Consider the following 22,764-nt stretch of genomic DNA (forward strand, 5'->3'; position numbering starts at 1 on the left):
AACAGGATACAACCCGATGGCCAAAAATTATGCTGCGCTGGCGAATGCCGTTGTCAGCGCGCTCGGCGGCAAAGATAACATCGTCGCCGTCACCCACTGTATGACCCGACTGCGCTTTGTGGCGAAAGACGAGAGCCTGATCGACAGCGCCACGCTTAAGAGCATCAGCGGCGTGCTGGGGGTAGTGCGCAACGACAACCAGTGCCAGGTGATCATCGGCAATACCGTTTCCCAGGCGTATCGCGAGGTGGTCAATCTGCTGCCCGCCGACATGCAGCCTGCCGCGCCGCAGGGGCCGCAAAAGCTGACCCTGAAACGCATTGGCGCCGGGATCCTCGACGCGCTGATCGGCACCATGTCACCGCTGATCCCGGCGATCATCGGCGGATCGATGGTCAAACTGCTGGCGATGATCCTCGAGATGACCGGCGTGCTGACCAAAGGCGAACCGACGCTGACCATTCTGACGGTGATCGGCGACGGGGCGTTCTTCTTCCTGCCGCTGATGGTGGCTGCCTCTGCCGCGGTAAAATTCAAAACCAACATGTCGCTGGCGATTGCCATTGCCGGCGTGCTGGTGCACCCGAGCTTTATCGAGCTGATGGCCAAAGCGGCGCAGGGCGAGCACGTTGAGTTTGCCTTGATTCCAGTCACCGCGGTGAAGTACACCTACACGGTGATCCCGGCGCTGGTGATGACCTGGTGCCTGTCCTATATCGAACGCTGGGTGGACAGAATTACCCCGGCGGTCACCAAAAACTTCCTTAAGCCAATGCTGATCGTGCTGATTGCCGCCCCGCTCGCCATCGTCCTGATTGGGCCGCTGGGGATCTGGATCGGTAGCGGCATCTCTTCCCTGGTTTACACCATTCACGGCTATCTGGGCTGGTTGTCCGTTGCCATCATGGGCGCGCTGTGGCCGCTGCTGGTGATGACCGGGATGCACCGCGTCTTTACCCCAACCATCATTCAGACCATTGCCGAAACCGGCAAAGAAGGGATGGTGATGCCGTCTGAAATCGGCGCCAACCTGTCACTCGGCGGTTCATCGCTGGCGGTGGCGTGGAAAACCAAAAACCCGGAACTGCGTCAGACGGCGCTGGCCGCAGCGGCTTCTGCCATCATGGCGGGGATCTCTGAACCGGCGCTGTACGGCGTGGCGGTTCGCCTGAAACGCCCGTTGATTGCGAGCCTGATCAGCGGCTTTATTTGCGGCGCCGTCGCCGGGATTGCCGGACTGGCCAGCCACTCCATGGCGGCGCCGGGTCTGTTTACCAGCGTCCAGTTCTTCGACCCGGCTAACCCGATGTCTATCGTCTGGGTATTCGGGGTGATGGCCCTGGCCGTGGTGCTCTCTTTCGTGCTGACCCTGATCCTGGGCTTTGAAGATATCCCGGTAGAAGAGGAAGCGGAAAAAGCGCGCGCGCTGCAAACCGCACCGGTTCAGGCCAAAGCAGCACAAGCATAAATGTATAGCGAGGTAACAATGTCAGTTTTTCCACAAGGATTTTTATGGGGCGGCGCACTGGCCGCTAACCAGAGCGAAGGCGCATACCGTGAAGGCGGCAAGGGCCTGACCACCGTCGATATGATCCCCCACGGCGCTAACCGCCTGGCGGTAAAAGTCGGCAAGGAAAAACGCTTTTCGCTGCGTGACGACGAGTTCTATCCCAGCCACAACGCGATCGATTTTTACCATCGCTATAAAGAAGATATCGCCTTAATGGCCGAGATGGGCTTCACGGTATTCCGTACCTCGATTGCCTGGAGCCGTCTCTACCCGAACGGCGACGAGCCGCTGCCTAATAAAGAGGGAATTGCCTTTTACCGGGCGGTGTTCGAAGAGTGCAAAAAGTACAACATCGAGCCGCTGGTGACCCTGTGCCACTTCGACGTGCCGATGCATCTGGTGACCGAGTACGGCTCCTGGCGCAACCGCAAGATGGTCGACTTCTTCGCCCGCTATGCACGCACCTGCTTCGAAGAGTTCAACGGACTGGTGAAGTACTGGCTGACCTTCAACGAGATCAACATCATGCTGCACAGCCCCTTCTCCGGCGCCGGGCTGGTGTTTGAGGAAGGCGAAAACGAAGATCAGGTCAAGTACCAGGCAGCGCACCACGAGCTGGTGGCGAGCGCGCTGGCGACCAAAATTGCCCACGAGGTGAACCCGGAAAACCAGGTCGGCTGCATGCTGGCGGGCGGTAACTTCTACCCATACTCCTGCAAACCGGAAGACGTGTGGATGGCGCTGGAGAAAGACCGCGAGAACCTGTTCTTTATCGACGTACAGGCCCGCGGCAGCTATCCGGCCTACTCTGCCCGCGTGTTCCGCGAAAAAGGGGTGGTGATTGTCAAAGATCCCGGCGATGACGATCTGCTGAAACACACCGTCGATTTTGTGTCGTTCAGCTATTACGCCTCGCGCTGCGCCTCGGCGGATATGAACGCGGGCAACACCAGCGCGGCCAACATCGTCAAGTCCCTGCGCAACCCGCACATCGAGGTGAGCGAATGGGGCTGGGGCATCGACCCGCTGGGCCTGCGCATCACCATGAACATGATGTACGATCGCTACCAGAAGCCGCTGTTCCTGGTGGAAAACGGGCTGGGGGCGAAAGATGAGATTGACGCTAACGGCGAGATCAACGACGACTACCGCATCAGCTACCTGCGGGAGCATATCCGCGCTATGGGCGATGCGATTGAAGACGGCATCCCGCTGATCGGCTACACCAGCTGGGGCTGCATCGATCTGGTGGCCGCCTCAACGGGCGAGATGAGCAAACGCTACGGCTTTATCTATGTCGATCGCGATGACGCCGGGAACGGCACCCTCGATCGCAAACGCAAAAAATCGTTCTGGTGGTACAAGAAAGTGATCACCAGCAACGGTGCAGATTTAGATTAATCCCCCTTCGCCGGGCGGCGCTACGCTTGCCCGGCCTACAAACGTCCTCTCAAACCCAATAGTTTCATGGCGTTATTATCGTTCATTGACACCATGAATATATCATTGTATAAAACTCCGCCGAAATAAATGATATTCATTCTCAGCCAGGTGCCCGGGCTGCCATAACTACATTAATGAAGGATAGCGTTCCATGAAAAAGGTCATCAGCGCATTAGGATTGCTGATCGCAACAGCAGGCTCGGCTTTTGCGACCACGTATCCTCTGACGATTGAGAATTGCGGATATAAAGAAACCTTCACCAAAGCGCCGGAACGCGTCGTGGCGCTGGGACAAAATACCGTTGAAATTCTGCTGCTGTTGGGCCTTGAAGATAAGGTAGCCGCCAGCGCCTTCTGGCCAACCAAAGTGCTGCCGCAGCTGGCTGAACAGAACAAAAAAGTCAAAACGCTGACCGTCGAGATCCCCACTCTGGAGTCTATCCTGGCGCAAAACCCGGACTTCGTTCCGGCGCAGCTGCCGCTGCTGCTGGGCCCGGAGAGTAAAGTCGCCAAACGCGAAGATCTGGCGACCGTGGGCGTGAACAGCTATATGTCGCCGGGCATGTGCGCCACCAAAAAAGATATTGGCGATATGTACGGCAGCCGCCAGAAGCTGTGGGATATGACCTTCCTGTACAAAGAGATCGAAGATTTCGCCAAAATCTTTAACGTGGAAGATCGCGGCCAGGCGCTGATTGCCGACTTCAAAAAGCGCGAAGCCGATCTGCGCAGCGAATTCAGCAAAAACAAAAAAGACCTCTCCTTCGTCTTCTGGTTCTCCAGCTCTTCCCCCTCTTCTGACGCCTACGTCGGCGGCAAAAACAGCGCCTCCGGCTTTATTGCCAACGTGCTGGGTGGCCACAACGCCATCACCTCCGAAACCGAATGGCCGACCGTCGGCTGGGAAAGCATTATTGCCGCCAACCCGGACGTGATCGTGGTCTCCAGCCTCGACCGTAATCGCTGGGCGCTGGACGATGCCCAGGAGAAAATCAAATTCCTGAAGAACGATCCGGCCGTCAGCCAGCTGGAAGCCGTTAAAAAAGGTCACATTGTGATCATGGACGGCCAGGCGATGAACCCAACCATCCGCACTATCTACGGCGCGGAACAGGTCGGTGAACAGCTCAGAAAGATGGGACTTAATTAATGACCGCAGTGGTTCAACAGACCCGACATAACTGGCTGCTGCCGGCATCGGGTTTTCTGGCGATAGTGGCGTTACTGCTGGTGATCGCCATCGGCGTCAGCGTGGGGGAGCTGTCGATCCCCCTGCAGAGCGTGTTCTATGCCATTACCAACAAAATCGGCTTAACCGAGGTTCCGCTCAACCGCATCTACGAGAGCGTAATCTGGGACTTCCGCCTGAGCCGGGCGCTGGTGGCGGCCTGCTGCGGCGCGGGGCTGGCGATTTGCGGTGCGGTACTGCAAAGCCTGCTGAAAAACGCCCTCGCTGAGCCCTACGTGCTGGGCGTGTCTGCCGGGGCGTCCACCGGCGCGGTCGCCGTGGTGGTGCTGGGCGTTGGCAGCGGCACCGTCACCCTCTCCGCCGGGGCCTTTGCCGGAGCCTTTGCCGCCTTTGCGTTTGTGGCCCTGCTGACCAACGGCGCGCGCGGCGGTAGTGAACGCACCATTCTTGCCGGGGTTGCCGCCTCGCAGCTGTTTAACGCCATCACCGCCTGGACCGTCAGCACCTCGGCCAGCGCCCAGCAGGCGCGCGACGTGATGTTCTGGCTGCTGGGCAGCTTTAGCGGCGTGAGATGGCCCGAGTTCCAGCTGGTCCTGATAATGGTGCTGGTGGGTCTGGCGATCTGCCTCTATTACGCCCGCGCGCTCGACGCCTTCACCTTTGGCGACGATGCCGCCGCCTCGCTGGGGATCGCCGTGCCCTGGGTGCGCCTGATCCTGTTTATCGTCACCGCGTTAATGACCGCGACCATCGTCAGCATGGCGGGCTCCATTGGCTTTGTCGGCCTGGTGGTACCGCACGTGATGCGCTTCTTCTTTGGCCCGTTGCACCGCACGCTGCTCATCGCCAGCGCGCTGGCCGGCGCGATCCTGATGGTGCTGGCGGATATCGCCTCCCGTCTTCTGATCGCCCCGCAAAGCCTGCCGGTTGGCGTGGTCACCGCGCTGGTTGGCGTCCCGTTCTTTGCCATGATTATCTATCGTTCAAGGAATAAGTGATGAGCATCACTGCTGAAAATATCACCTGGAAGGTGGGTAAAAAGGTCATCGTCGATAATGTCTCGCTGGCGGTATCGCAGGGGCAGACCGTCGGTCTGCTGGGGCCAAACGGCTCCGGCAAATCGTCGCTGCTGCGGATCCTTGCCGGTTTGCGTCGCCCGCATACCGGCACCGTCGCGCTGGATGGCAAAAGCATTGCCGGGATCGCCAAAAAGCAGCTCGCCCGTCGGGTGGCTTTTGTGGAACAGCACGGTATGACCGATGCCAACATGCGCGTGCGGGACGTGGTGAAGCTGGGGCGTATTCCGCACCACTCCCCATTTTCCGGCTGGACGGCGCAGGATGACGAGACCGTCAATTCGGCACTGAAGACGGTGGATATGCTGCATAACAGCGATCAGGGCTGGCAGAGCCTCTCCGGTGGTGAACGCCAGCGCGTGCACATCGCCCGGGCGCTGGCCCAGATGCCGACCGAGATCCTGCTGGATGAACCCACCAACCACCTGGATATCCATCATCAGATGCAGCTGATGCAGCTGATCAGCCAGCTGCCGGTCACCAGCATCGTCGCCATCCACGACCTTAATCACGCCTCGATGTTCTGCGATGCGCTGATTGTGATGCAGAAAGGGCGTATTGTTGCTACCGGCACGCCGCAGGAAATTCTTACCGAAGAGCTGCTGTGGGAGGTGTTCCGGGTGAAAACCCGCATTGAGCTGTCGCCTTATCACGGCAAAAAACATATTCACTACCTCGTCTGAGGCGAGGTAAGCCGTGTTCCCGATCCGTCCCGCAACACAACTCTGGCCGCCCGTCTTACTGGGCAGCCAGTTTGTTTTCAACATCGGTTTTTATGCCGTTGTCCCCTTTCTGGCGATCTTTTTACGCGACGATATGCTGCTCTCGGGCGGGCTTATCGGGCTGGTGCTCGGGCTGAGAACCTTCTCCCAGCAGGGGATGTTTATCGTCGGCGGTGCCCTCTCCGACCGCTACGGCGCGCGCGTGATTATTCTCTGCGGCTGCGTGGTGCGGGTGGTGGGCTACCTGCTGTTGGCCTTTGGCTACAGTCTGCCCGTTATCATCGCCGGAGCGTGCCTCACCGGGATCGGCGGCGCGCTATTTTCTCCCTCCATTGAAGCCTTACTTGCAAAAGCCGGAACCCGCAGCGAGGTGCAGGGCAAACGCAGCCGCGCCGAGTGGTTCGCGCTGTTTGCGGTGTGCGGCGAGCTGGGGGCAGTGCTTGGGCCGGTAGCGGGCGCCCTGCTCACTGGCCTGGGCTTTCGCCAGGTGGCGCTGGCAGGGGCCGCGGTCTTCGTGGTGGCGCTGATCGTGCTGTTCTTCTGCCTGCCGGCCGGGTCGGCAAGAAACCAGCCGCTGCAGATAACCCCGTGGTGGACCACCTTTCGCCAGCCGCGGTTCGTGGCGTTCATCATCGCCTGGAGCAGCTGGCTGTTAAGCTATAACCAGCTCTATCTGGCGCTGCCGGTCGAGATCCAGCGTGCCGGAGGCAGCGAAAAAGATCTCGGCCCGCTGTTTATGCTGGCGTCGGGGCTGGTGATCCTTTTTCAGCTGCCGCTGGCGCGCTTTGCCCGACGGGTGGGCGCAGTGCGGATCCTGCCGGTGGGCTTTCTGCTGATTGCCGTATCGTTCCTGAGCGTCGCGCTCTTTGCGCCATCAGAACCAGCGGCCGGCTGGCTGCGTCTGCTGCCTGCGGCCTGCTTCGTCACGCTGCTGACTACCGGGCAGATGCTGCTGGTGCCGGCGGGCAAAGACGTGGTGCCGTGGTTTGCCAGCGAAGCGACCTTAGGCGCGCATTACGGCGCGCTGGCGACCGCAGGCGGCTGCGCGGTGCTGGCGGGGAATTTATTGCTGGGTGATCTGCTCGATCGGGCGCTGACACCCTCTGTCGGGGCGATGTACCCGTGGCTGGTGCTGGCGGTGTTTCCGTTTTGCAGCGCCCTCGCCATGGTCGTTATCTGTCGGCCAATGCGCAGGCCACGCGCCTGAGCGTTATTTTTTCGGACGGTATTTTTCCGGCAGCTCCGGCACCGGGCGGCGATCGTCTATCAGGTGGCGAACCGTTAAAATCGGGTGTCGCCAGAGCATCCGCGGCCCCGCCCAGCGCATCACCTGTTTCATCTCTTCCCGTTTAGCCGGCTGATAACAGTGAACAGGGCACTGTTTGCAGGCCGGTTTTTCCTCGCCAAACACGCATTTATCCAGCCGCTTGTCGGCATAATCATTCAGTGCCGGATAGTGCCCAGCCTCTTTCGATGCCTGCGGGCACTGCTTTTCATAGAGCGCAATCATCTTGCGGATGGTCTCTTTTTCGCGCGCGATACGTTTTCCTGACATAGCCTGATATCCACTGATAAATTGCATTTATAATACATTTTTTCAGGCCGGATATTCAGCCAGATTTCATATTTTACATTTCATTTTCTGAAGGCGCTTCGCAGTTATGCGTTTGTCTCCGCCTCTTTTTACTGGCATTTTATACAGGTGTTTATTTCACCGGATCCTTCCCTGAGAAAAAGGAGTTTCTATGTCGGATATGTGTATTTCCAGACCCAGCCGTCATCTCACCGTGGGCTATTTCAGAAAACGTCACGAGGATCGCAAGACCAAGATCCCAACGCGCTACAGCGTGCACGCCGCGCTAAGTCTAAAAGGCGACTGGCTGGAAGAGGCGGGTTTTAAAACCCATTCCCGGGTACGGGTGCTGGTAGAACAGGGAAAATTAGTGATCGAACTGGTTGTGGAAGAGGCCTCGTAAAGTCGCGACATTTTGCTGCGCCGGGTGTTTTTTTCATGCGACAATAGCGGCAATACACGACGCTAACGTCGCCTGAACAGCACTATTTTCAAAGAAATGGACATCATCACTCCATGACCACTACTGACAATTTCGACGCGCACACCCCCATGATGCAGCAGTACCTGAAGCTGAAAGCTCAGCATCCGGAAATCCTGCTGTTTTACCGTATGGGTGACTTTTACGAGCTATTTTATGACGATGCGAAACGCGCGTCACAGCTGCTCGACATCTCGCTGACCAAACGCGGCGCCTCGGCCGGGGAACCGATCCCGATGGCCGGGATCCCGCATCACGCGGTTGAGAACTACCTGGCAAAGCTGGTTAATCAGGGAGAGTCGGTTGCCATCTGCGAACAGATTGGCGATCCGGCCACTTCGAAAGGCCCGGTCGAGCGTAAAGTAGTGCGCATCGTGACGCCCGGCACCATCAGCGATGAAGCGTTGCTGCAGGAGCGTCAGGATAATCTGCTCGCCGCCATCTGGCAGGACAGCAAAGGTTTCGGCTATGCCACCCTGGATATCAGCTCCGGACGTTTTCGCCTGAGCGAACCGGCCGATCGGGAAACCATGGCCGCCGAGCTGCAACGCACCAACCCGGCGGAGCTGCTGTATGCCGAAGATTTTGCGGAGATGGCGCTGCTCGAAGGCCGTCGCGGCCTGCGTCGCCGTCCGCTGTGGGAGTTTGAGATCGATACCGCGCGCCAGCAGCTCAACCTGCAGTTTGGCACCCGCGATCTGACCGGCTTTGGGGTTGAAAACGCCCCGCGTGGCCTTTGCGCTGCCGGCTGTTTGCTGCAGTACGTGAAAGACACCCAGCGCACTGCCCTGCCGCATATCCGCTCCATTACCATTGAACGCCAGCAGGACAGCATCATCATGGATGCCGCCACCCGTCGCAATCTGGAGATCACCCAGAACCTGGCCGGCGGCGTGGAAAACACCCTCGCCTCGGTGCTCGACAGCACCGTCACCCCGATGGGCAGCCGGATGCTGAAGCGCTGGCTGCACATGCCGGTTCGCGACACCGCTACGCTCACCGGACGCCAGCAGACCATCGGCGCTCTGCAGGATCGGTACAGCGAACTGCAGCCGGTGTTACGCCAGGTGGGCGATCTGGAGCGTATTCTGGCACGTCTGGCGCTGCGCACCGCACGCCCGCGCGATTTGGCCCGGATGCGTCACGCGTTCCAGCAACTGCCAGAACTGCGCAGCCAGCTGGCAGAGATCGACAGCGCGCCGGTGCAGAAGCTGCGCGAGGCGATGGGCGAATTCAGCGAACTGCGCGAACTACTGGAAAACGCCATTATCGAAGCCCCGCCGGTGCTGGTGCGTGACGGCGGCGTTATCGCCCCGGGCTATAACGAAGAGCTGGACGAGTGGCGCGCGCTGGCCGATGGCGCAACGGACTATCTTGATAAGCTGGAGATCCGCGAACGCGAGCGTCTCGGGCTGGATACCCTGAAGGTTGGCTATAACGCCGTACACGGCTACTTTATTCAGATCAGCCGCGGGCAGAGCCACCTGGCACCCATTCACTACGTGCGCCGTCAGACGCTGAAAAACGCCGAGCGTTATATTATCCCTGAGCTGAAAGAGTACGAAGACAAGGTTCTCACCTCAAAAGGCAAAGCGCTGGCGCTGGAAAAACAGCTGTATGACGCCCTGTTCGATATGCTGATGCCGCATCTGGCGGATCTGCAACAGAGCGCCACCGCGCTGGCCGAGCTGGATGTGCTGGTCAACCTGGCGGAACGCGCCGAGACGCTGAACTACTGCTGCCCGACCTTTAGCGATAAGCCCGGCGTGCGCATTACCGAAGGCCGTCATCCGGTGGTGGAGCAGGTGCTGAACGAACCGTTCATCGCTAACCCGCTGAACCTGTCGCCGCAGCGGCGGATGCTGATCATTACCGGGCCGAATATGGGCGGTAAAAGTACCTATATGCGACAGACGGCGCTGATTGCCCTGCTGGCCTATATCGGCAGCTACGTTCCGGCGCAAAAGGTGGAGATCGGTCCCATCGATCGTATCTTTACCCGCGTGGGCGCGGCGGACGATCTGGCGAGCGGTCGTTCGACCTTTATGGTGGAGATGACCGAAACCGCCAACATACTGCACAACGCCACAGAATACAGCCTGGTGCTGATGGATGAGATTGGCCGCGGAACCTCCACCTATGACGGGCTCTCGCTGGCGTGGGCATGCGCCGAAAGCCTGGCTAATAAAATCAAAGCCCTGACCCTGTTTGCCACCCACTACTTTGAGCTGACCCAGCTGCCGGAGAAGATGGAGGGCGTGGCGAACGTGCATCTGGATGCGCTGGAGCACGGGGATACTATTGCCTTTATGCACAGCGTGCAGGATGGCGCGGCGAGCAAAAGCTACGGTCTGGCCGTGGCGGCTCTGGCGGGGGTGCCGAAAGAGGTAATCAAGCGTGCGCGTCAAAAACTGCGCGAGCTGGAAAGCCTCGCGCCTAACGCGGCGGCCACTCAGGTGGACGGGACGCAGATGTCGTTGCTGATGCCAGCCGAAGAGACCTCCCCGGCGCTGGAGGCCCTGGAGAACCTCGATCCGGATTCCCTGTCGCCACGTCAGGCGCTGGAGTGGATTTATCGCTTAAAGAATCTGGTGTAGATCGCTGCGGCTTGTATCGCCCGGCGGCGCTGTGCTTGCCGGGCCTACTGGAACCGCGTAGGCCGGGTAAGGCGTAGCCGCCGCCCGGCTTTTTTTACAATAGCGGCGGAATGGTGGGCACCTGCGGGGCCTCGTCGATATCTTTCTGCGTCATGCGAAACGCTTCAGGATAGTGCTCGCGGTTGGTGCGGCGCAGCGGCTCGGTATCTCGCCATGTGTACAGGCAGTGCTGACACTGGTACACCGTCCAGACATCTTTAACCGGCGACGTCGCCATCACTTCAATATGTTCATCGGCACAACGTGGACAAATCATTTTTCCCTCCTTATTTACGTGCGGCCAGCATCGCGGTCAGTTTTTCAGCCCAGGCTTTGGTTTCAGGCAGATCCTGCACCGGCTGGCTGTAATGTCCACGGAGATCCGGGGCAACCGGCGTGGTGGCGTCGATAATCAGTTTGTCGGTGATCCCCGCCGGGCTTGACCCCGGATCCAGCTCCAGCACCGACATGTTCGGCAACTGCACCAGATCCCCTGCAGCGTTCACTTTCGACGACAGCGCCCACATCACCTGCGGCAGGTTGAACGGATCAACATCCTCATCCACCATGATCACCATCTTCACGTAGCCCAGCCCGTGCGGCGTGGTCATCGCCCGCAGGCCTACGGCACGGGCAAAGCCGCCGTAGCGTTTTTTGGTGGAGATAATCGCCAGCAGACCGTGGGTGTACATCGCATTTACCGCCTGCACTTCCGGGAACTCGGCTTTCAGCTGCTGATAGAGCGGCACGCAGGTTGCCGGCCCCATCAGATAGTCGATTTCGGTCCACGGCATGCCAAGATAGAGCGACTCAAAAATCGGTTTGGTGCGGTATGAGACTTTGTCGATGCGCACTACGGTCATGTTGCGGCCACCGGAGTAGTGTCCGGTAAACTCCCCGAACGGCCCTTCGATTTCGCGTTTACGGCCCTCAATCACCCCTTCGAGGATCACTTCCGAGCCCCAGGGCACATCAAAACCGGTCAGCGGCGCGGTGGCGATCGGGTACGGACTTTCACGCAGCGCGCCCGCCATCTCATATTCCGACTGATCGTACTTCAGCGGCGTGGCCCCCATCAGGGTGATGATCGGATCGTTGCCAAGGGTAATAGCAATCGGCAAATCCTGTCCGCGCTCTTCCGCTTTATGCAGATGCAGGGCGATATCGTGCATCGGCACCGGCTGCAGGCCGAGTTTGCGTTTGCCCTTCACCTCCATCCGGTAGATGCCGACGTTCTGCTTGCCAAAATGATCCGGATCGAGCGGATCGCGGGAGACCACGCAGGCTTTATCCAGATAGAACCCGCCGTCACCGTCGTTCAGGCGAAATAGCGGCAGAATATCGAACAGGTTTATTGCTTCGCCGTCGACGGTATTCTCTGCCCATGCCGGGTTGTCGCGGCGCTCCGGCGCGACCGGGAATTTATCCCAGCGGCGAATAAACTCGTCGATCTGCTTTTTAACTGGCGTATTCGGCGGCAGGCCCATTGAGATGGCGTGGTTCTGCCAGGAGCCGATGGTATTCATCGCCACGCGAGCGTCGGTAAAGCCGCGAATGTTGTCAAACCATAGCGCAGGCGCACCGTCACCAATGCGCCCGGTGGCGTTGGCTGCCGCCGCCAGATCCGGCTCCGCATCGACCTGTTCCGGGATTTTCAGCAGTTGCCCTTGCTCATCAAGCGCCTGCAAAAAGCTCCTCAAATCATCAAATGCCATGTTCATTCTCCTGTGAAAAATTTCTGGCCGCCTGTAAGCCTTTCCAGCGACGGGCTTTGTTATACTCCAGACCAAACTGGTCGAGCACCCGGGTCACAATGTGTTGGGCGATGTCATCGGCGGTTTGCGGGTGGTTGTAATAAGCGGGCATCGGCGGCACCATCGCCACCCCCATGCGGGAAAGAGCCAGCATGTTCTCCAGATGAATAGTGCTGAGCGGCGTTTCCCGCGGAACCAGCACCAGCTTGCGGCCCTCTTTCAGCACCACGTCGGCGGCACGCCCCACCAGCCCTTCTGCATAGCCTGCACGGATACCCGCCAGCGTTTTCATGCTGCAGGGGATGACGATCATGCCGTCGGTACGAAAGGATCCGGATGAGATGGTTGCGGCCTGATCGGCCGGGCTATGGACCACATCGGCCAGCGCGGCTACATCCTGAGCGGTGTAGGGCGTTTCCAGCTCAATCGTCGTTTTGGCCCACTTCGACATCACCAGATGGGTTTCCACTTCCGGCATGTCGCGCAGCGCCTGTAGCAGTGCCACCCCGAGCGGCGCGCCGGTCGCTCCTGTCATCCCAACAATCAATCGCATTCAGTACCTCATCTAATTTGTTCGCATACGAACGTGTTGTTTACCCTACGCCTGGATACGCCACCTCGCAATATCGTTCGTATACGATCACACGTAATGCTAAAAAGGGTCGCGTTAAATTCCCGGCTGATAACGGCTATCATAGAGAGGTGATTTTTACGCCGGAGAGTTCATGGAACTGAGACAAGAAGCGTTCCACCTGTTACGTCAGCTTTTTCAGCAGCATACCGCGCACTGGCAGCAGGCCTTGCCCGAGCTGACCAAGCCGCAATATGCGGTGCTGCGTTCCATCGCCGAACATCCCGGTATCGAGCAGGTGGCGCTGACCGAAGCCGCTGTCAGTACCAAAGCCACCCTTGCGGAAATGCTGAGCCGCATGGAATCACGCGGGCTGGTGACGCGCGAAGCCGATCCGGCCGATAAGCGCCGACGGTTTGTCTTCTTAACGCCGGAAGGTGAAGCGCTGCTCGGGAGCTGCAAGCCGGTAGGGAATAACGTCGATGAGGCTTTTCTGGGGCGTTTAACCGCCGAGGAGCGTCGCCAGTTTACGGATTTGGTCCGCAAAATGATGGTAAAGGAGAGAGAATGACCCGCTATGAAACAGAAATTATTGATGCTCACATCGCGTTAGAAAACTGGTTAGGCCAGGGTGAAGGCGATTTTGCCGCCCTGCTCGCCCGTTTTCGCGAGGACTTTCTGATGATTGCTCCCAGCGGCGCACATCTGGATCACCCCGCGCTGGCGCGTTTTTTGGAGACTCAGCGCGGCACCCGTCCAGGACTGAAGATCGTGATTGACGAATTAACGACGTTGCAGACCTGGGATAACGGCGCGGTGCTTCACTACCGTGAAACGCAAACCCGCCCCGATCAGCCGGTCAACGTGCGCTGGTCCAGCGCCATACTGAATCAGGAAGGTGACAGGATAACCTGGCGTCTGCTGCACGAAACCACGCAGCCTTAACGCATAAGAAAAAGGCCCGTCTCTCGACGGGCCTTTTTTTGACGAAAAGTTGCTTATTCGCGGAACAGCGCTTCGATATTCAGCCCTTGCCCCTGCAGGATTTCACGCAGGCGACGCAGACCTTCTACCTGAATCTGACGAACACGTTCACGGGTCAGGCCGATTTCACGACCGACGTCTTCCAGTGTTGCAGCCTCATACCCCAGCAGACCGAAACGACGTGCCAGCACTTCACGCTGTTTGGCGTTCAGTTCGAACAGCCATTTGACGATGCTCTGTTTCATATCATCGTCCTGCGTGGTGTCTTCCGGGCCGTTATCTTTTTCATCGGCCAGGATGTCCAGCAGCGCTTTCTCGGAATCGCCACCCAGCGGGGTGTCGACGGAGGTAATACGCTCGTTGAGACGCAGCATACGGCTTACGTCATCAACCGGTTTATCAAGCTGCTCGGCAATCTCTTCCGCGCTTGGCTCGTGGTCCAGCTTATGGGACAACTCGCGTGCGGTACGCAGATAGACGTTCAGCTCTTTCACGATGTGAATAGGCAGTCGGATCGTACGGGTTTGGTTCATGATTGCCCGTTCGATAGTCTGTCGGATCCACCACGTCGCGTATGTTGAGAAACGGAACCCACGTTCAGGGTCAAATTTCTCTACCGCGCGGATAAGCCCCAGGTTGCCCTCTTCAATCAGATCCAGCAGAGCCAGACCACGATTGCTGTAACGACGGGCAATCTTGACCACCAGACGCAGGTTACTTTCAATCATACGGCGGCGTGATGCCACATCACCACGCAATGCCCGACGCGCGAAGTAAACTTCCTCTTCTGCTGTTAACAGTGGAGAGTATCCAATCTCTCCAAGGTAAAGCTGAGTCGCGTCCAGCACACGTTGAGTGGCGCCCTGCGATAACAGCTCTTCTTCAGCTAAATCGTTATCACTGGGTTCCTCTTCTACTAAGGCTTTTTCGTCAAAAACCTCAGCTCCGTTCTCATCAAATTCCGCGTCTTCATTTAAATCATGAACTTTCAGCGTATTCTGACTCATAAAGGTGGCTCCTACCCGTGATCCCTGAACGAGACACCCGAAGTGGTATGTCCCGCCAAATTATCGCTGCGGTAAATATTGCAGCGGGTTTACGGATTTCCCCTTGTAACGAATTTCAAAATGCAAGCGTGTAGAACTGGTTCCGGTGCTACCCATAGTAGCTATTTTTTGCCCCGCCTTAACTTCTTGTTGTTCCCGGACCAGCATCGTATCGTTATGGGCGTAGGCACTCAGGTAATCATCGTTGTGTTTTATGATAATAAGATTACCGTAACCGCGCAGAGCGTTACCGGCATATACCACGCGTCCATCTCCGGTCGCGATAATAGCCTGTCCCTTACTTCCTGCGATATCGACCCCTTTATTTCCCCCCTCGGAGGAAGAAAAGTTCTCGATAACCTTGCCTTCAGTCGGCCAGCGCCACGAAGAGATTGGCGAGCTGGACGTCTGACTGCTGGCAACGGGCACGGTAGAGCTAACGACAGGTGCCGTAACGGGCGCTGTGACCACAGCCGCAGACCCTTTATTATTCGGCAACATCTTGTTAGCACTCTGTTCACCTGAGTCCTCAGAATACGTAATTGTCGGTTGCGACGCAACCACTGTGCTTGATTTTTGCACAGGCGTCACACTGTTATTTTGCGCCGTCACGTCAGCAACCGACACGGTATTGCCTGGCGTAAGCGGTTTGCCCGTTGCGTTACCTACCTGCAGCGTTTGGCCAACTTCCAGTCCATACGGGGCCTGAACGTTATTTCGTTGTGCAAGGTCACGGAAATCGTTCCCGGTGATCCAGGCGATATAGAACAATGTATCGCCACGTTTTACGGTGTAGGTGCTGCCGCCGGTATAGCTCCCTTTCGGAATGTTCCCATACTTACGGTTATACACAATGCGGCCATTTTCCGTCTGGACAGGCTGATCCACTGGCTGAATCTGTGTTGGCTGGGTTACCGGTGCCTGAACAGGCTGAATCTGAGGCGTTTGTTGTGCTGTGGTGCCCATCTTAGGCGGAGGAGTGATCAGCATGCCGCCGGATGAATTGCCGGTGCTGGTACCGCTGTTGCCGCCAACTGAACTCACCGGCGCAGGGGCATTATTCGAGGATGTACAACCTGCCAGCCACAGTGAAACCAGTGACAGTGCCGCAACACGGCTGATGGTGAATTTTGGGCTTCCCGCGCTCATTTATCCCCCAGGAATATTATTAGTTACCAGTGACTTAAAATTAACCGTAATGTCACGCGCTTTTGCGCCACACCATACGCTGAATTGGCCTGAATAACCCTGGAAAAATCCGAGTCTCAGGCCAGCTCTCCTTTTACCAGAGGCACAAAACGTACGGCTTCTACGGTATCGATGATGAACTCGTCGCCCCGTCGACGAACACGCTTTAACAGCTGATGTTCATCGCCCACCGGTAAAACGAGGATCCCGCCGTCGTCCAGTTGCGCCATAAGCGCAGCCGGGATTTCCGGCGGTGCGGCCGTCACGATAATGGCATCAAACGGGCCGCGAGCCTTCCAGCCCTGCCAGCCATCGCCGTGACGGGTAGAAACATTATGTAGGTCAAGCTGCTTCAGGCGCCGACGCGCCTGCCACTGCAAGCCTTTAATACGTTCAACCGAGCAGACATGATGTACCAGGTGCGCCAGAATGGCGGTCTGGTATCCTGACCCGGTGCCGATCTCCAGCACCCGCGAGTCCGGGGTCAGCTCCAGCAGCTCGGTCATTCGCGCCACCATATAAGGCTGGGAAATGGTCTGCCCCTGGCCTATTGGCAAGGCGACGTTTTCCCATGCATTGTGCTCAAACGCCTCATCGACGAACTTTTCACGCGGCACCAGCGAGATGGCATTAAGCACATGCTCATCAGCGATACCCTGAGTGCGTAATTGATTCAGGAGTGTTTGTACACGTTTACTTACCATTGGGAGCTCACTCCGGCGCGATCCAGCCAGCCTGACACCACATCTTGCGCGTTATGCGCGGTCAAATCTACATGCAGCGGCGTGACGGAAACGTACCCTTCGTCCACCGCAGCGAAGTCGGTATCCGGGCCGGCATCATGTTTTTCACCCGGCGGGCCAATCCAGTACAGGGTATTGCCGCGCGGATCTTCCTGCGGAATCACTTTATCCGCCGGATGACGGCTACCGCAGCGCGTCACGCGAATGCCTTTAATTTGATCCAGCGGCAGGTCCGGGACGTTGATATTGAGTATCCGCCCGGTGCGCAGCGGCTCGCGGCTCAACGCGCGCAGAATGGAGCAGGTCACCGCGGCAGCGGTGTCGTAATGCTGATGCCCGTTGAGCGAGACGGCCAGCGCAGGGAAACCGAGATGGCGCCCTTCCATGGCGGCCGCCACGGTGCCGGAATAGATCACATCATCGCCCAGATTGGGCCCGGCATTAATGCCGGAGACCACCACGTCCGGACGCGGACGCATCAGGGCGTTAACGCCGAGAAAAACACAGTCCGTCGGGGTGCCCATCTGAACGGCGATATCGCCATTGTCGAAGGTAAAGGTGCGAAGGGACGACTCGAGGGTTAACGAGTTAGAGGCACCGCTGCGGTTACGATCGGGAGCCACAACCTGCACCTCAGCGAAATCACGTAGCGCCTTAGCCAGCGTCTGAATGCCCGGCGCGTGGATCCCGTCATCGTTACTCAGCAATATTCGCATAGTCACCCGAAGTGTTGATAAGTTCCCTGACAACACTGGTGGCAAAGCTACCTGCCGGTAGCCAAAAACGTAACTCAACGGTTACGTCATCCCACCAGTTCCAGCTCAGCTGTTGCGGATAGAGCAGCATCGCCCGGCGTGCCGCTTCGACTTTTTCACGCACCAGCAGAGAGCATAATTCTTTTTCACCGGCGACGGCTGCCTGCTCCGCCTGCAGCGCCTCGCCCTGCGGACCCCATTCGCCGGTACCCGGCAGGGCCGCGGTGATCAGCAGCGTTTTCGCATTGACGCGCGCCTGCAAATCACCCATTTCTTCGTCGGTGGCGACGAACCAGCTGCCGCGCCCCGCTAATTGTAGCGCATCGCCAACAACAACTTGATTCGCGTCCGTTTTTTTCAGACGTTCGCTCACGATTTGATTAAACAACGCACTACGGGCTGCCGACAACCAAAAACTGCGTTTATTGCGGTCACGTACCGGGGCATTGCTTTGCGCCCAGCGCAGCGCACCCTGTAAGTTACTGCCGCCAATACCAAAACGCTGGGCACCGAAGTAGTTCGGCACGCCCTGCCCGGTGATGGCAGTAAGACGTTTTTCGACCTCGTCGCGGTTGCTTACCTCACGCAGCACCAGCGTAAAGGCGTTGCCCTTTAACGCGCCGAGGCGCAGTTTGCGCTTGTGACGGGCGTATTCGAGCACCTTACAGCCCTCAAGCTGGAACTGGCTTAAATCAGGCATTGCATTACCGGGCACCCGGGCGCAGAGCCACTGTTCGGTGACAGCGTGTTTGTCCTTCTGCCCGGCGAAACTCACTTCGCGGGCGTGAATTTTCAGAAACTTAGCCAGCGCCTCGGCCACAAAACGGGTGTTGCAGCCATTTTTCAGGATCCGCACCAGAATGTGTTCGCCCTCGCCGTCCGGCTCAAAGCCCAGATCTTCGATCACCACGAAATCTTCCGGATTGGCCTTCAGCAGGCCCGTGCCCTGCGGTCTACCGTGCAGGTACGTCAGGTTATCGAAATCCGTCATTTGGCCGCCTTCACCAGCAGCGCCACGGCTTCACAAGCGATACCTTCACCGCGACCGGTAAAGCCGAGCTTTTCGGTGGTGGTGGCTTTGACGTTGACGTCATCCATGTGGCAGCCGAGATCTTCGGCAATAAACACCCGCATCTGCGGGATATGCGGCAGCATTTTTGGTGCCTGAGCAATAATGGTCACGTCCACGTTACCGAGGGTAAAACCTTTGGCCTGAATACGACGCCAGGCTTCGCGCAGCAGTTCGCGGCTGTCGGCCCCTTTGAAGGCCGGATCGGTGTCCGGGAACAGCTTGCCGATATCGCCCAGCGCCGCCGCACCCAGCAGCGCGTCGGTTAACGCGTGCAGGGCAACATCGCCATCAGAATGCGCAAGCAGTCCTTTTTCATAAGGGATGCGTACGCCGCCAATGATAATTGGGCCCTCGCCGCCAAAGGCGTGTACGTCAAAACCATGTCCAATTCGCATTATGCCTTCTCCTGATGGGTCGAACGGGTAAGATAAAATTCTGCCAGCTGTAAATCTTCGGGGCGCGTCACTTTTATATTATCTGCGCGCCCTTCAATCAGTTCCGGGTGGAAACCGCAGTACTCCAGCGCTGAGGCTTCGTCGGTGATGGTTGCGCCTTCATCCAGCGCACGGGTTAAGCAGGCCTGCAGCAGCTCGCGGGGGAAAAATTGCGGCGTCAGCGCATGCCAGAGGTCAACGCGATCTACCGTATGGGCAATGGCCGGAATTCCCGGCTCGCCGCGCTTCATGGTATCGCGTACCGGCGTTGCCAGTATGCCGCCGACGCGGCTGGTTTCGCTGATGGCCAGCAGACGCGCCAGGTCGTCCTGATGCAGGCACGGACGCGCCGCGTCATGCACCAGCACCCACTGCGCTTCACCGGCGGCCTGGAGACCTGCCAGTACCGAGTCGGCGCGCTCCGTGCCGCCCTCTACAACGGTGACCTGCGGATGGCGGGCAAGCGGCAGCGCGGCAAAGCGGGCGTCGCCCGAGCTGATGGCGATAACGACCCGCGTCACGCGTGGGTTCGCCAGCAGCGCCGCTACGGCGTGCTCAAGGATCGTTTTATCACCAATTGAAAGGTACTGCTTAGGACATTCTGTCTGCATGCGCCGGCCAAACCCGGCGGCTGGCACAACGGCGCATACGTTTGAAAAAGTGACTGCCATGGCTAATAATCCTGGGCCTGATTATCGGGTGTTTTGTACTGAGCCCTGGTTGCGTTTAGACGCATCCGGCACCAGACGATAGAAGGTTTCGCCCGGCTTAGTCATGCTGAGTTCGTTGCGCGCGCGCTCTTCAATGGCTTCTTGTCCGCCATTGAGATCGTCAATTTCCGCAAACAGCTGATCGTTTCGCGCTTTAAGTTTGCCGTTTGTTGCCTGCTGCGCCGTCACGTCATCGCTGACGCGACTGTAATCGTGAAGGCCGTTCTTACCGAACCACAGTGAATACTGAAGCCAGACCAGCAATGCCAGCAACAGCAGCGTAAGTTTACCCATCCTGCCCCCTGAAAAACGGCATCATCATCCCATAACTTTCCCCACGACTCTACATCGGGGCTACAGAGATGCCGCACCATTGCGGGCAAATGTACCACATTTTTTTTGCAGATTCGCGCAGCCTTCAACGTGACACAGTTAGTGACGGTTTGAATTATGGCTGAACTTATCCCATGAGCCATAAAAATAACAGTCCGACCATTGCCACCACCGTCATTACGGTGGTGAATGAACTGTAGAGCAGCTTGCCGTTGAGCAGAGAGTGCAACGCAATCCCCACCACGACGGCAACGGGCATCAGCGCCAGGAAGAAAGGCCAGGTATAGAGGAAAAAGAACAGGGTATTACTGCCGTAAAACAGGAAAGGGATACCCAGTGCCATCAGCCATGACGCGAAGCCGACAATCGCCCCAGGGAAAGACCAGGTCGTGTCGTCATTTGTCGATACCCTGTCCGCCCCGGTGATAATGTAGTTCTCACTGTTTCGCATAGCTGATCCTGTGACCATGACATATCGATGGGGTTAATCACCCCATCAATACCATCTCAGGATCTGATAATATCGCCCTGTCTGAGCAGGTCTAATAATTGGCTCACTAAATTTGTTACCAATTGTTGACCTTCCAGATGGATGTCGGGCGCATCGGGGGTTTCATAAACTGCGTCAATGCCGGTGAAATTTTTCAGTTCACCCGCGCGGGCTTTTTTATACAGCCCCTTCGGATCGCGCTGCTCGCAGATCTCCAGCGGGGTATCGACGAAGACTTCAATAAAGCGGTTCTGGCCGACGCGCTCGCGCACGAACTGCCGCTCGGCGCGGTGCGGCGAAATAAAGGCCGTTAACACCACCAGCCCGGCATCGGCCATCAGGCTGGCCACTTCACCCACCCGACGGATGTTCTCTTTACGATCCGCATCGCTAAAGCCGAGATCGCTGCACAGCCCGTGGCGCACGTTGTCGCCATCCAGCAGATAGGTGCTGACACCCGCTTTATGCAGCGCCTCCTCCAGCGCGCCCGCGACGGTGGACTTACCGGAGCCCGAGAGCCCGGTAAACCACAGCACAACCCCACGGTGACCGTGGAGTTGTTCGCGATCGGCTACAGTGACCGGATGAGGATGCCAGACGACGTTCTCATCATGCTGGGCCATTACTTGCCTCCCAGCAGATCGCGTGCGCCCCAGTGCGGGAAGTGTTTGCGTACCAGCGCGTTCAGCTCCAGCTCAAAGGCGCTGAACTCTGACGGCACCGCGTTCGCCTGCGATTTAGGCTCACGCACCATCCCGGCGCCCACGGTGACGTTGGTCAGGCGATCGATAATGATTAAGCCCCCGGTTACCGGGTTCTGCTGATACTGATCCAGCACCAGCGGTTCGTCGAAGGTGAAATCGACCAGGCCGATGCCGTTCAGCGGCAGTTCAGTGACGCTGTGCTGCGCCAGATTGTTGATATCCACCTGATACTGAATGCCGTCCACGCGGGCGCGGGTTTTCTTGCCAGCGATTTTGATGTCATAGCTCTGGCCCGGGCTCAGCGGCTGCTCGGCCATCCACACCACATCAATGGAGGCGCTTTGCACCGCAGGCAGCGTTTCTGCGGCATCCACCAGCAGGTCGCCACGGCTGATATCGATTTCGTCTTTCAGCACCAGAGTAACGGCTTCGCCTGCCCCGGCTTCCTGCAGATCGCCATCAAAGGTGACGATACGGGTAATCGCAGATTCTACGCCTGAGGGCAGCACCTTCACGCGCTGCCCCACCTGCACGCTGCCGGAGGCAATGGTGCCGGAGAAGCCGCGGAAATCGAGGTTCGGGCGGTTAACGTACTGCACCGGGAAGCGCATCGGCTGCGTTTCCACACTGCGCTGGATCTCGACGGTCTCTAACACCTCCAGCAGCGTCGGGCCACTGTACCACGGCATGCTGGCGCTCTGGGAAGCCACGTTATCCCCTTCCAGCGCCGAGAGCGGCACGAAGCGGATATCGAGGTTGCCCGGCAGCTGTTCGGCAAAGGTCAGGTAGCTTTCGCGGATCTCGTTAAACTTCTCTTCGCTGAAGTTGACCAGGTCCATCTTGTTGACCGCCACCACCAGGTGCTTGATCCCCAGCAGCGTGGAGATAAAGCTGTGACGGCGGGTCTGATCCAGCACCCCTTTACGGGCGTCGATCAGCAGGATCGCCAGGTCGCAGGTAGACGCGCCTGTTGCCATGTTGCGGGTGTACTGCTCGTGCCCCGGGGTGTCGGCAATAATAAATTTGCGCTTCTCGGTGGAGAAGTAGCGATAGGCCACGTCGATGGTGATGCCCTGCTCGCGCTCCGCCTGCAGGCCATCCACCAGCAGGGCCAGATCGAGCTTCTCACCCTGGGTGCCGTGACGTTTGCTGTCGTTATGCAGGGAGGAGAGCTGATCTTCATAGATCTGACGGGTATCGTGCAGCAGACGGCCAATCAGCGTACTTTTGCCGTCATCAACGCTGCCGCAGGTCAGAAAACGCAGCAGGCTTTTGTGCTGTTGTGCGTGCAGGTAGGCTTCAACGCCGCCTTCATCCGCAATCTGTTGAGCAATAGTGGTATTCATGGCG

At 58.1% G+C, this 22,764-nt stretch carries 25 protein-coding genes; 10 read left to right on the top strand and 15 right to left on the bottom strand.

What is annotated here, in order from left to right:
• Positions 1 to 16: 16 nt before the first annotated feature.
• The 6 genes from ascF to ES815_RS05125 all read left to right on the top strand — a co-directional run bounded on the left by ascF (position 17) and on the right by ES815_RS05125 (position 7,147).
• Positions 17 to 1,468: a PTS cellobiose/arbutin/salicin transporter subunit IIBC gene (gene ascF, locus ES815_RS05100; RefSeq protein ID WP_142486903.1), complete on the top strand. Its 1,452-nt coding sequence runs from the start codon at positions 17 to 19 to the stop codon at positions 1,466 to 1,468.
• A gap of 18 nt (positions 1,469 to 1,486) precedes the next feature.
• On the top strand, positions 1,487 to 2,911 hold the full coding sequence (locus tag ES815_RS05105; RefSeq protein WP_142486904.1) for a 6-phospho-beta-glucosidase: 1,425 nt from the start codon (positions 1,487 to 1,489) through the stop codon (positions 2,909 to 2,911).
• Positions 2,912 to 3,104: 193 nt separating this feature from the next.
• On the top strand, positions 3,105 to 4,103 hold the full coding sequence (locus ES815_RS05110) for an ABC transporter substrate-binding protein (protein WP_142486905.1): 999 nt from the start codon (positions 3,105 to 3,107) through the stop codon (positions 4,101 to 4,103).
• Complete coding sequence (locus ES815_RS05115; RefSeq protein WP_142486906.1) at positions 4,103 to 5,140, top strand: FecCD family ABC transporter permease; 1,038 nt, start codon at positions 4,103 to 4,105, stop codon at positions 5,138 to 5,140. Before ES815_RS05110 ends, ES815_RS05115 begins: the two co-directional genes overlap by 1 nt.
• A complete protein-coding gene (locus tag ES815_RS05120; protein WP_142486907.1) occupies positions 5,140 to 5,901 on the top strand; it encodes an ABC transporter ATP-binding protein in 762 nt (253 codons plus the stop codon). The genes ES815_RS05115 and ES815_RS05120 overlap by 1 nt, the downstream gene beginning before the upstream one ends.
• Positions 5,902 to 5,914: 13 nt before the next feature.
• Entirely contained in the window at positions 5,915 to 7,147 is a 1,233-nt protein-coding gene (locus ES815_RS05125; protein ID WP_142486908.1) for an MFS transporter, read from the top strand.
• 3 nt (positions 7,148 to 7,150) lie between these two features.
• Here the strand turns inward: ES815_RS05125 and ES815_RS05130 are convergent, their stop codons facing one another.
• Positions 7,151 to 7,495 (bottom strand): nitrous oxide-stimulated promoter family protein, encoded by a 345-nt coding sequence (locus tag ES815_RS05130; RefSeq protein WP_185902388.1) that lies wholly within the window; start codon positions 7,493 to 7,495, stop codon positions 7,151 to 7,153.
• Positions 7,496 to 7,685: 190 nt separating this feature from the next.
• Between ES815_RS05130 and ES815_RS05135 the strand changes: the two genes are divergently transcribed.
• Entirely contained in the window at positions 7,686 to 7,916 is a 231-nt protein-coding gene (locus ES815_RS05135) for a SymE family type I addiction module toxin (RefSeq protein ID WP_142486910.1), read from the top strand.
• 113 nt (positions 7,917 to 8,029) lie between these two features.
• Complete coding sequence (gene mutS / locus ES815_RS05140) at positions 8,030 to 10,591, top strand: DNA mismatch repair protein MutS (protein WP_142486911.1); 2,562 nt, start codon at positions 8,030 to 8,032, stop codon at positions 10,589 to 10,591.
• A gap of 94 nt (positions 10,592 to 10,685) precedes the next feature.
• Here the strand turns inward: mutS and ES815_RS05145 are convergent, their stop codons facing one another.
• From ES815_RS05145 to ES815_RS05155, 3 genes are read right to left on the bottom strand one after another with little or no spacing between them, the layout of a single operon-like run.
• Positions 10,686 to 10,907 carry a non-oxidative hydroxyarylic acid decarboxylases subunit D gene (locus tag ES815_RS05145; protein WP_142486912.1) on the bottom strand — a complete coding sequence of 74 codons (222 nt, stop codon included), beginning with the start codon at positions 10,905 to 10,907 and terminating at the stop codon, positions 10,686 to 10,688.
• 10 nt (positions 10,908 to 10,917) lie between these two features.
• The gene (locus tag ES815_RS05150; protein ID WP_142486913.1) at positions 10,918 to 12,345 is read right to left on the bottom strand and encodes a non-oxidative hydroxyarylic acid decarboxylases subunit C; all 1,428 of its coding nucleotides are present in this window, start codon (positions 12,343 to 12,345) and stop codon (positions 10,918 to 10,920) included.
• Entirely contained in the window at positions 12,335 to 12,937 is a 603-nt protein-coding gene (locus tag ES815_RS05155) for a non-oxidative hydroxyarylic acid decarboxylases subunit B (RefSeq protein WP_142486914.1), read from the bottom strand. Before ES815_RS05155 ends, ES815_RS05150 begins: the two co-directional genes overlap by 11 nt.
• Before the next feature lie 172 nt (positions 12,938 to 13,109).
• Between ES815_RS05155 and ES815_RS05160 the strand changes: the two genes are divergently transcribed.
• Both ES815_RS05160 and ES815_RS05165 read left to right on the top strand, forming a co-directional pair.
• Positions 13,110 to 13,526, top strand: a complete 417-nt coding sequence (locus ES815_RS05160) for a MarR family winged helix-turn-helix transcriptional regulator (protein WP_142486915.1) — start codon at positions 13,110 to 13,112, stop codon at positions 13,524 to 13,526.
• Entirely contained in the window at positions 13,523 to 13,900 is a 378-nt protein-coding gene (locus ES815_RS05165) for a DUF4440 domain-containing protein (RefSeq protein ID WP_142486916.1), read from the top strand. The genes ES815_RS05160 and ES815_RS05165 overlap by 4 nt, the downstream gene beginning before the upstream one ends.
• 53 nt (positions 13,901 to 13,953) lie before the next feature.
• Here the strand turns inward: ES815_RS05165 and rpoS are convergent, their stop codons facing one another.
• The 11 genes from rpoS to cysN form a co-directional block, all read right to left on the bottom strand.
• Positions 13,954 to 14,946: an RNA polymerase sigma factor RpoS gene (gene rpoS / locus ES815_RS05170; RefSeq protein ID WP_032613624.1), complete on the bottom strand. Its 993-nt coding sequence runs from the start codon at positions 14,944 to 14,946 to the stop codon at positions 13,954 to 13,956.
• Between the two features lie 60 nt (positions 14,947 to 15,006).
• The gene (nlpD, locus tag ES815_RS05175) at positions 15,007 to 16,134 is read right to left on the bottom strand and encodes a murein hydrolase activator NlpD (RefSeq protein ID WP_142486917.1); all 1,128 of its coding nucleotides are present in this window, start codon (positions 16,132 to 16,134) and stop codon (positions 15,007 to 15,009) included.
• A 116-nt stretch (positions 16,135 to 16,250) separates the two neighbouring features.
• Entirely contained in the window at positions 16,251 to 16,877 is a 627-nt protein-coding gene (locus tag ES815_RS05180; RefSeq protein ID WP_142486918.1) for a protein-L-isoaspartate(D-aspartate) O-methyltransferase, read from the bottom strand.
• Positions 16,871 to 17,632, bottom strand: a complete 762-nt coding sequence (gene surE / locus ES815_RS05185) for a 5'/3'-nucleotidase SurE (protein WP_142486919.1) — start codon at positions 17,630 to 17,632, stop codon at positions 16,871 to 16,873. The genes ES815_RS05180 and surE overlap by 7 nt, the downstream gene beginning before the upstream one ends.
• Complete coding sequence (gene truD, locus ES815_RS05190; protein WP_142486920.1) at positions 17,613 to 18,662, bottom strand: tRNA pseudouridine(13) synthase TruD; 1,050 nt, start codon at positions 18,660 to 18,662, stop codon at positions 17,613 to 17,615. The genes surE and truD overlap by 20 nt, the downstream gene beginning before the upstream one ends.
• Positions 18,659 to 19,138 (bottom strand): 2-C-methyl-D-erythritol 2,4-cyclodiphosphate synthase, encoded by a 480-nt coding sequence (gene ispF / locus ES815_RS05195; protein ID WP_040074259.1) that lies wholly within the window; start codon positions 19,136 to 19,138, stop codon positions 18,659 to 18,661. Before ispF ends, truD begins: the two co-directional genes overlap by 4 nt.
• Positions 19,138 to 19,848 (bottom strand): 2-C-methyl-D-erythritol 4-phosphate cytidylyltransferase, encoded by a 711-nt coding sequence (gene ispD / locus ES815_RS05200; protein WP_142486921.1) that lies wholly within the window; start codon positions 19,846 to 19,848, stop codon positions 19,138 to 19,140. The genes ispF and ispD overlap by 1 nt, the downstream gene beginning before the upstream one ends.
• Positions 19,849 to 19,869: 21 nt before the next feature.
• On the bottom strand, positions 19,870 to 20,181 hold the full coding sequence (ftsB, locus tag ES815_RS05205; RefSeq protein ID WP_039029953.1) for a cell division protein FtsB: 312 nt from the start codon (positions 20,179 to 20,181) through the stop codon (positions 19,870 to 19,872).
• A gap of 166 nt (positions 20,182 to 20,347) precedes the next feature.
• On the bottom strand, positions 20,348 to 20,671 hold the full coding sequence (locus ES815_RS05210; protein ID WP_142486922.1) for a DUF3561 family protein: 324 nt from the start codon (positions 20,669 to 20,671) through the stop codon (positions 20,348 to 20,350).
• Positions 20,672 to 20,727: 56 nt separating this feature from the next.
• Positions 20,728 to 21,333 carry an adenylyl-sulfate kinase gene (cysC, locus tag ES815_RS05215; protein ID WP_142486923.1) on the bottom strand — a complete coding sequence of 202 codons (606 nt, stop codon included), beginning with the start codon at positions 21,331 to 21,333 and terminating at the stop codon, positions 20,728 to 20,730.
• Positions 21,333 to 22,760 (bottom strand): sulfate adenylyltransferase subunit CysN, encoded by a 1,428-nt coding sequence (gene cysN / locus ES815_RS05220; protein WP_142486924.1) that lies wholly within the window; start codon positions 22,758 to 22,760, stop codon positions 21,333 to 21,335. The genes cysC and cysN overlap by 1 nt, the downstream gene beginning before the upstream one ends.
• Positions 22,761 to 22,764: the final 4 nt, after the last annotated feature.

Source organism: Leclercia adecarboxylata (assembly GCF_006874705.1).
In the GTDB taxonomy this organism is placed as follows: domain Bacteria; phylum Pseudomonadota; class Gammaproteobacteria; order Enterobacterales; family Enterobacteriaceae; genus Enterobacter; species Enterobacter adecarboxylatus_C.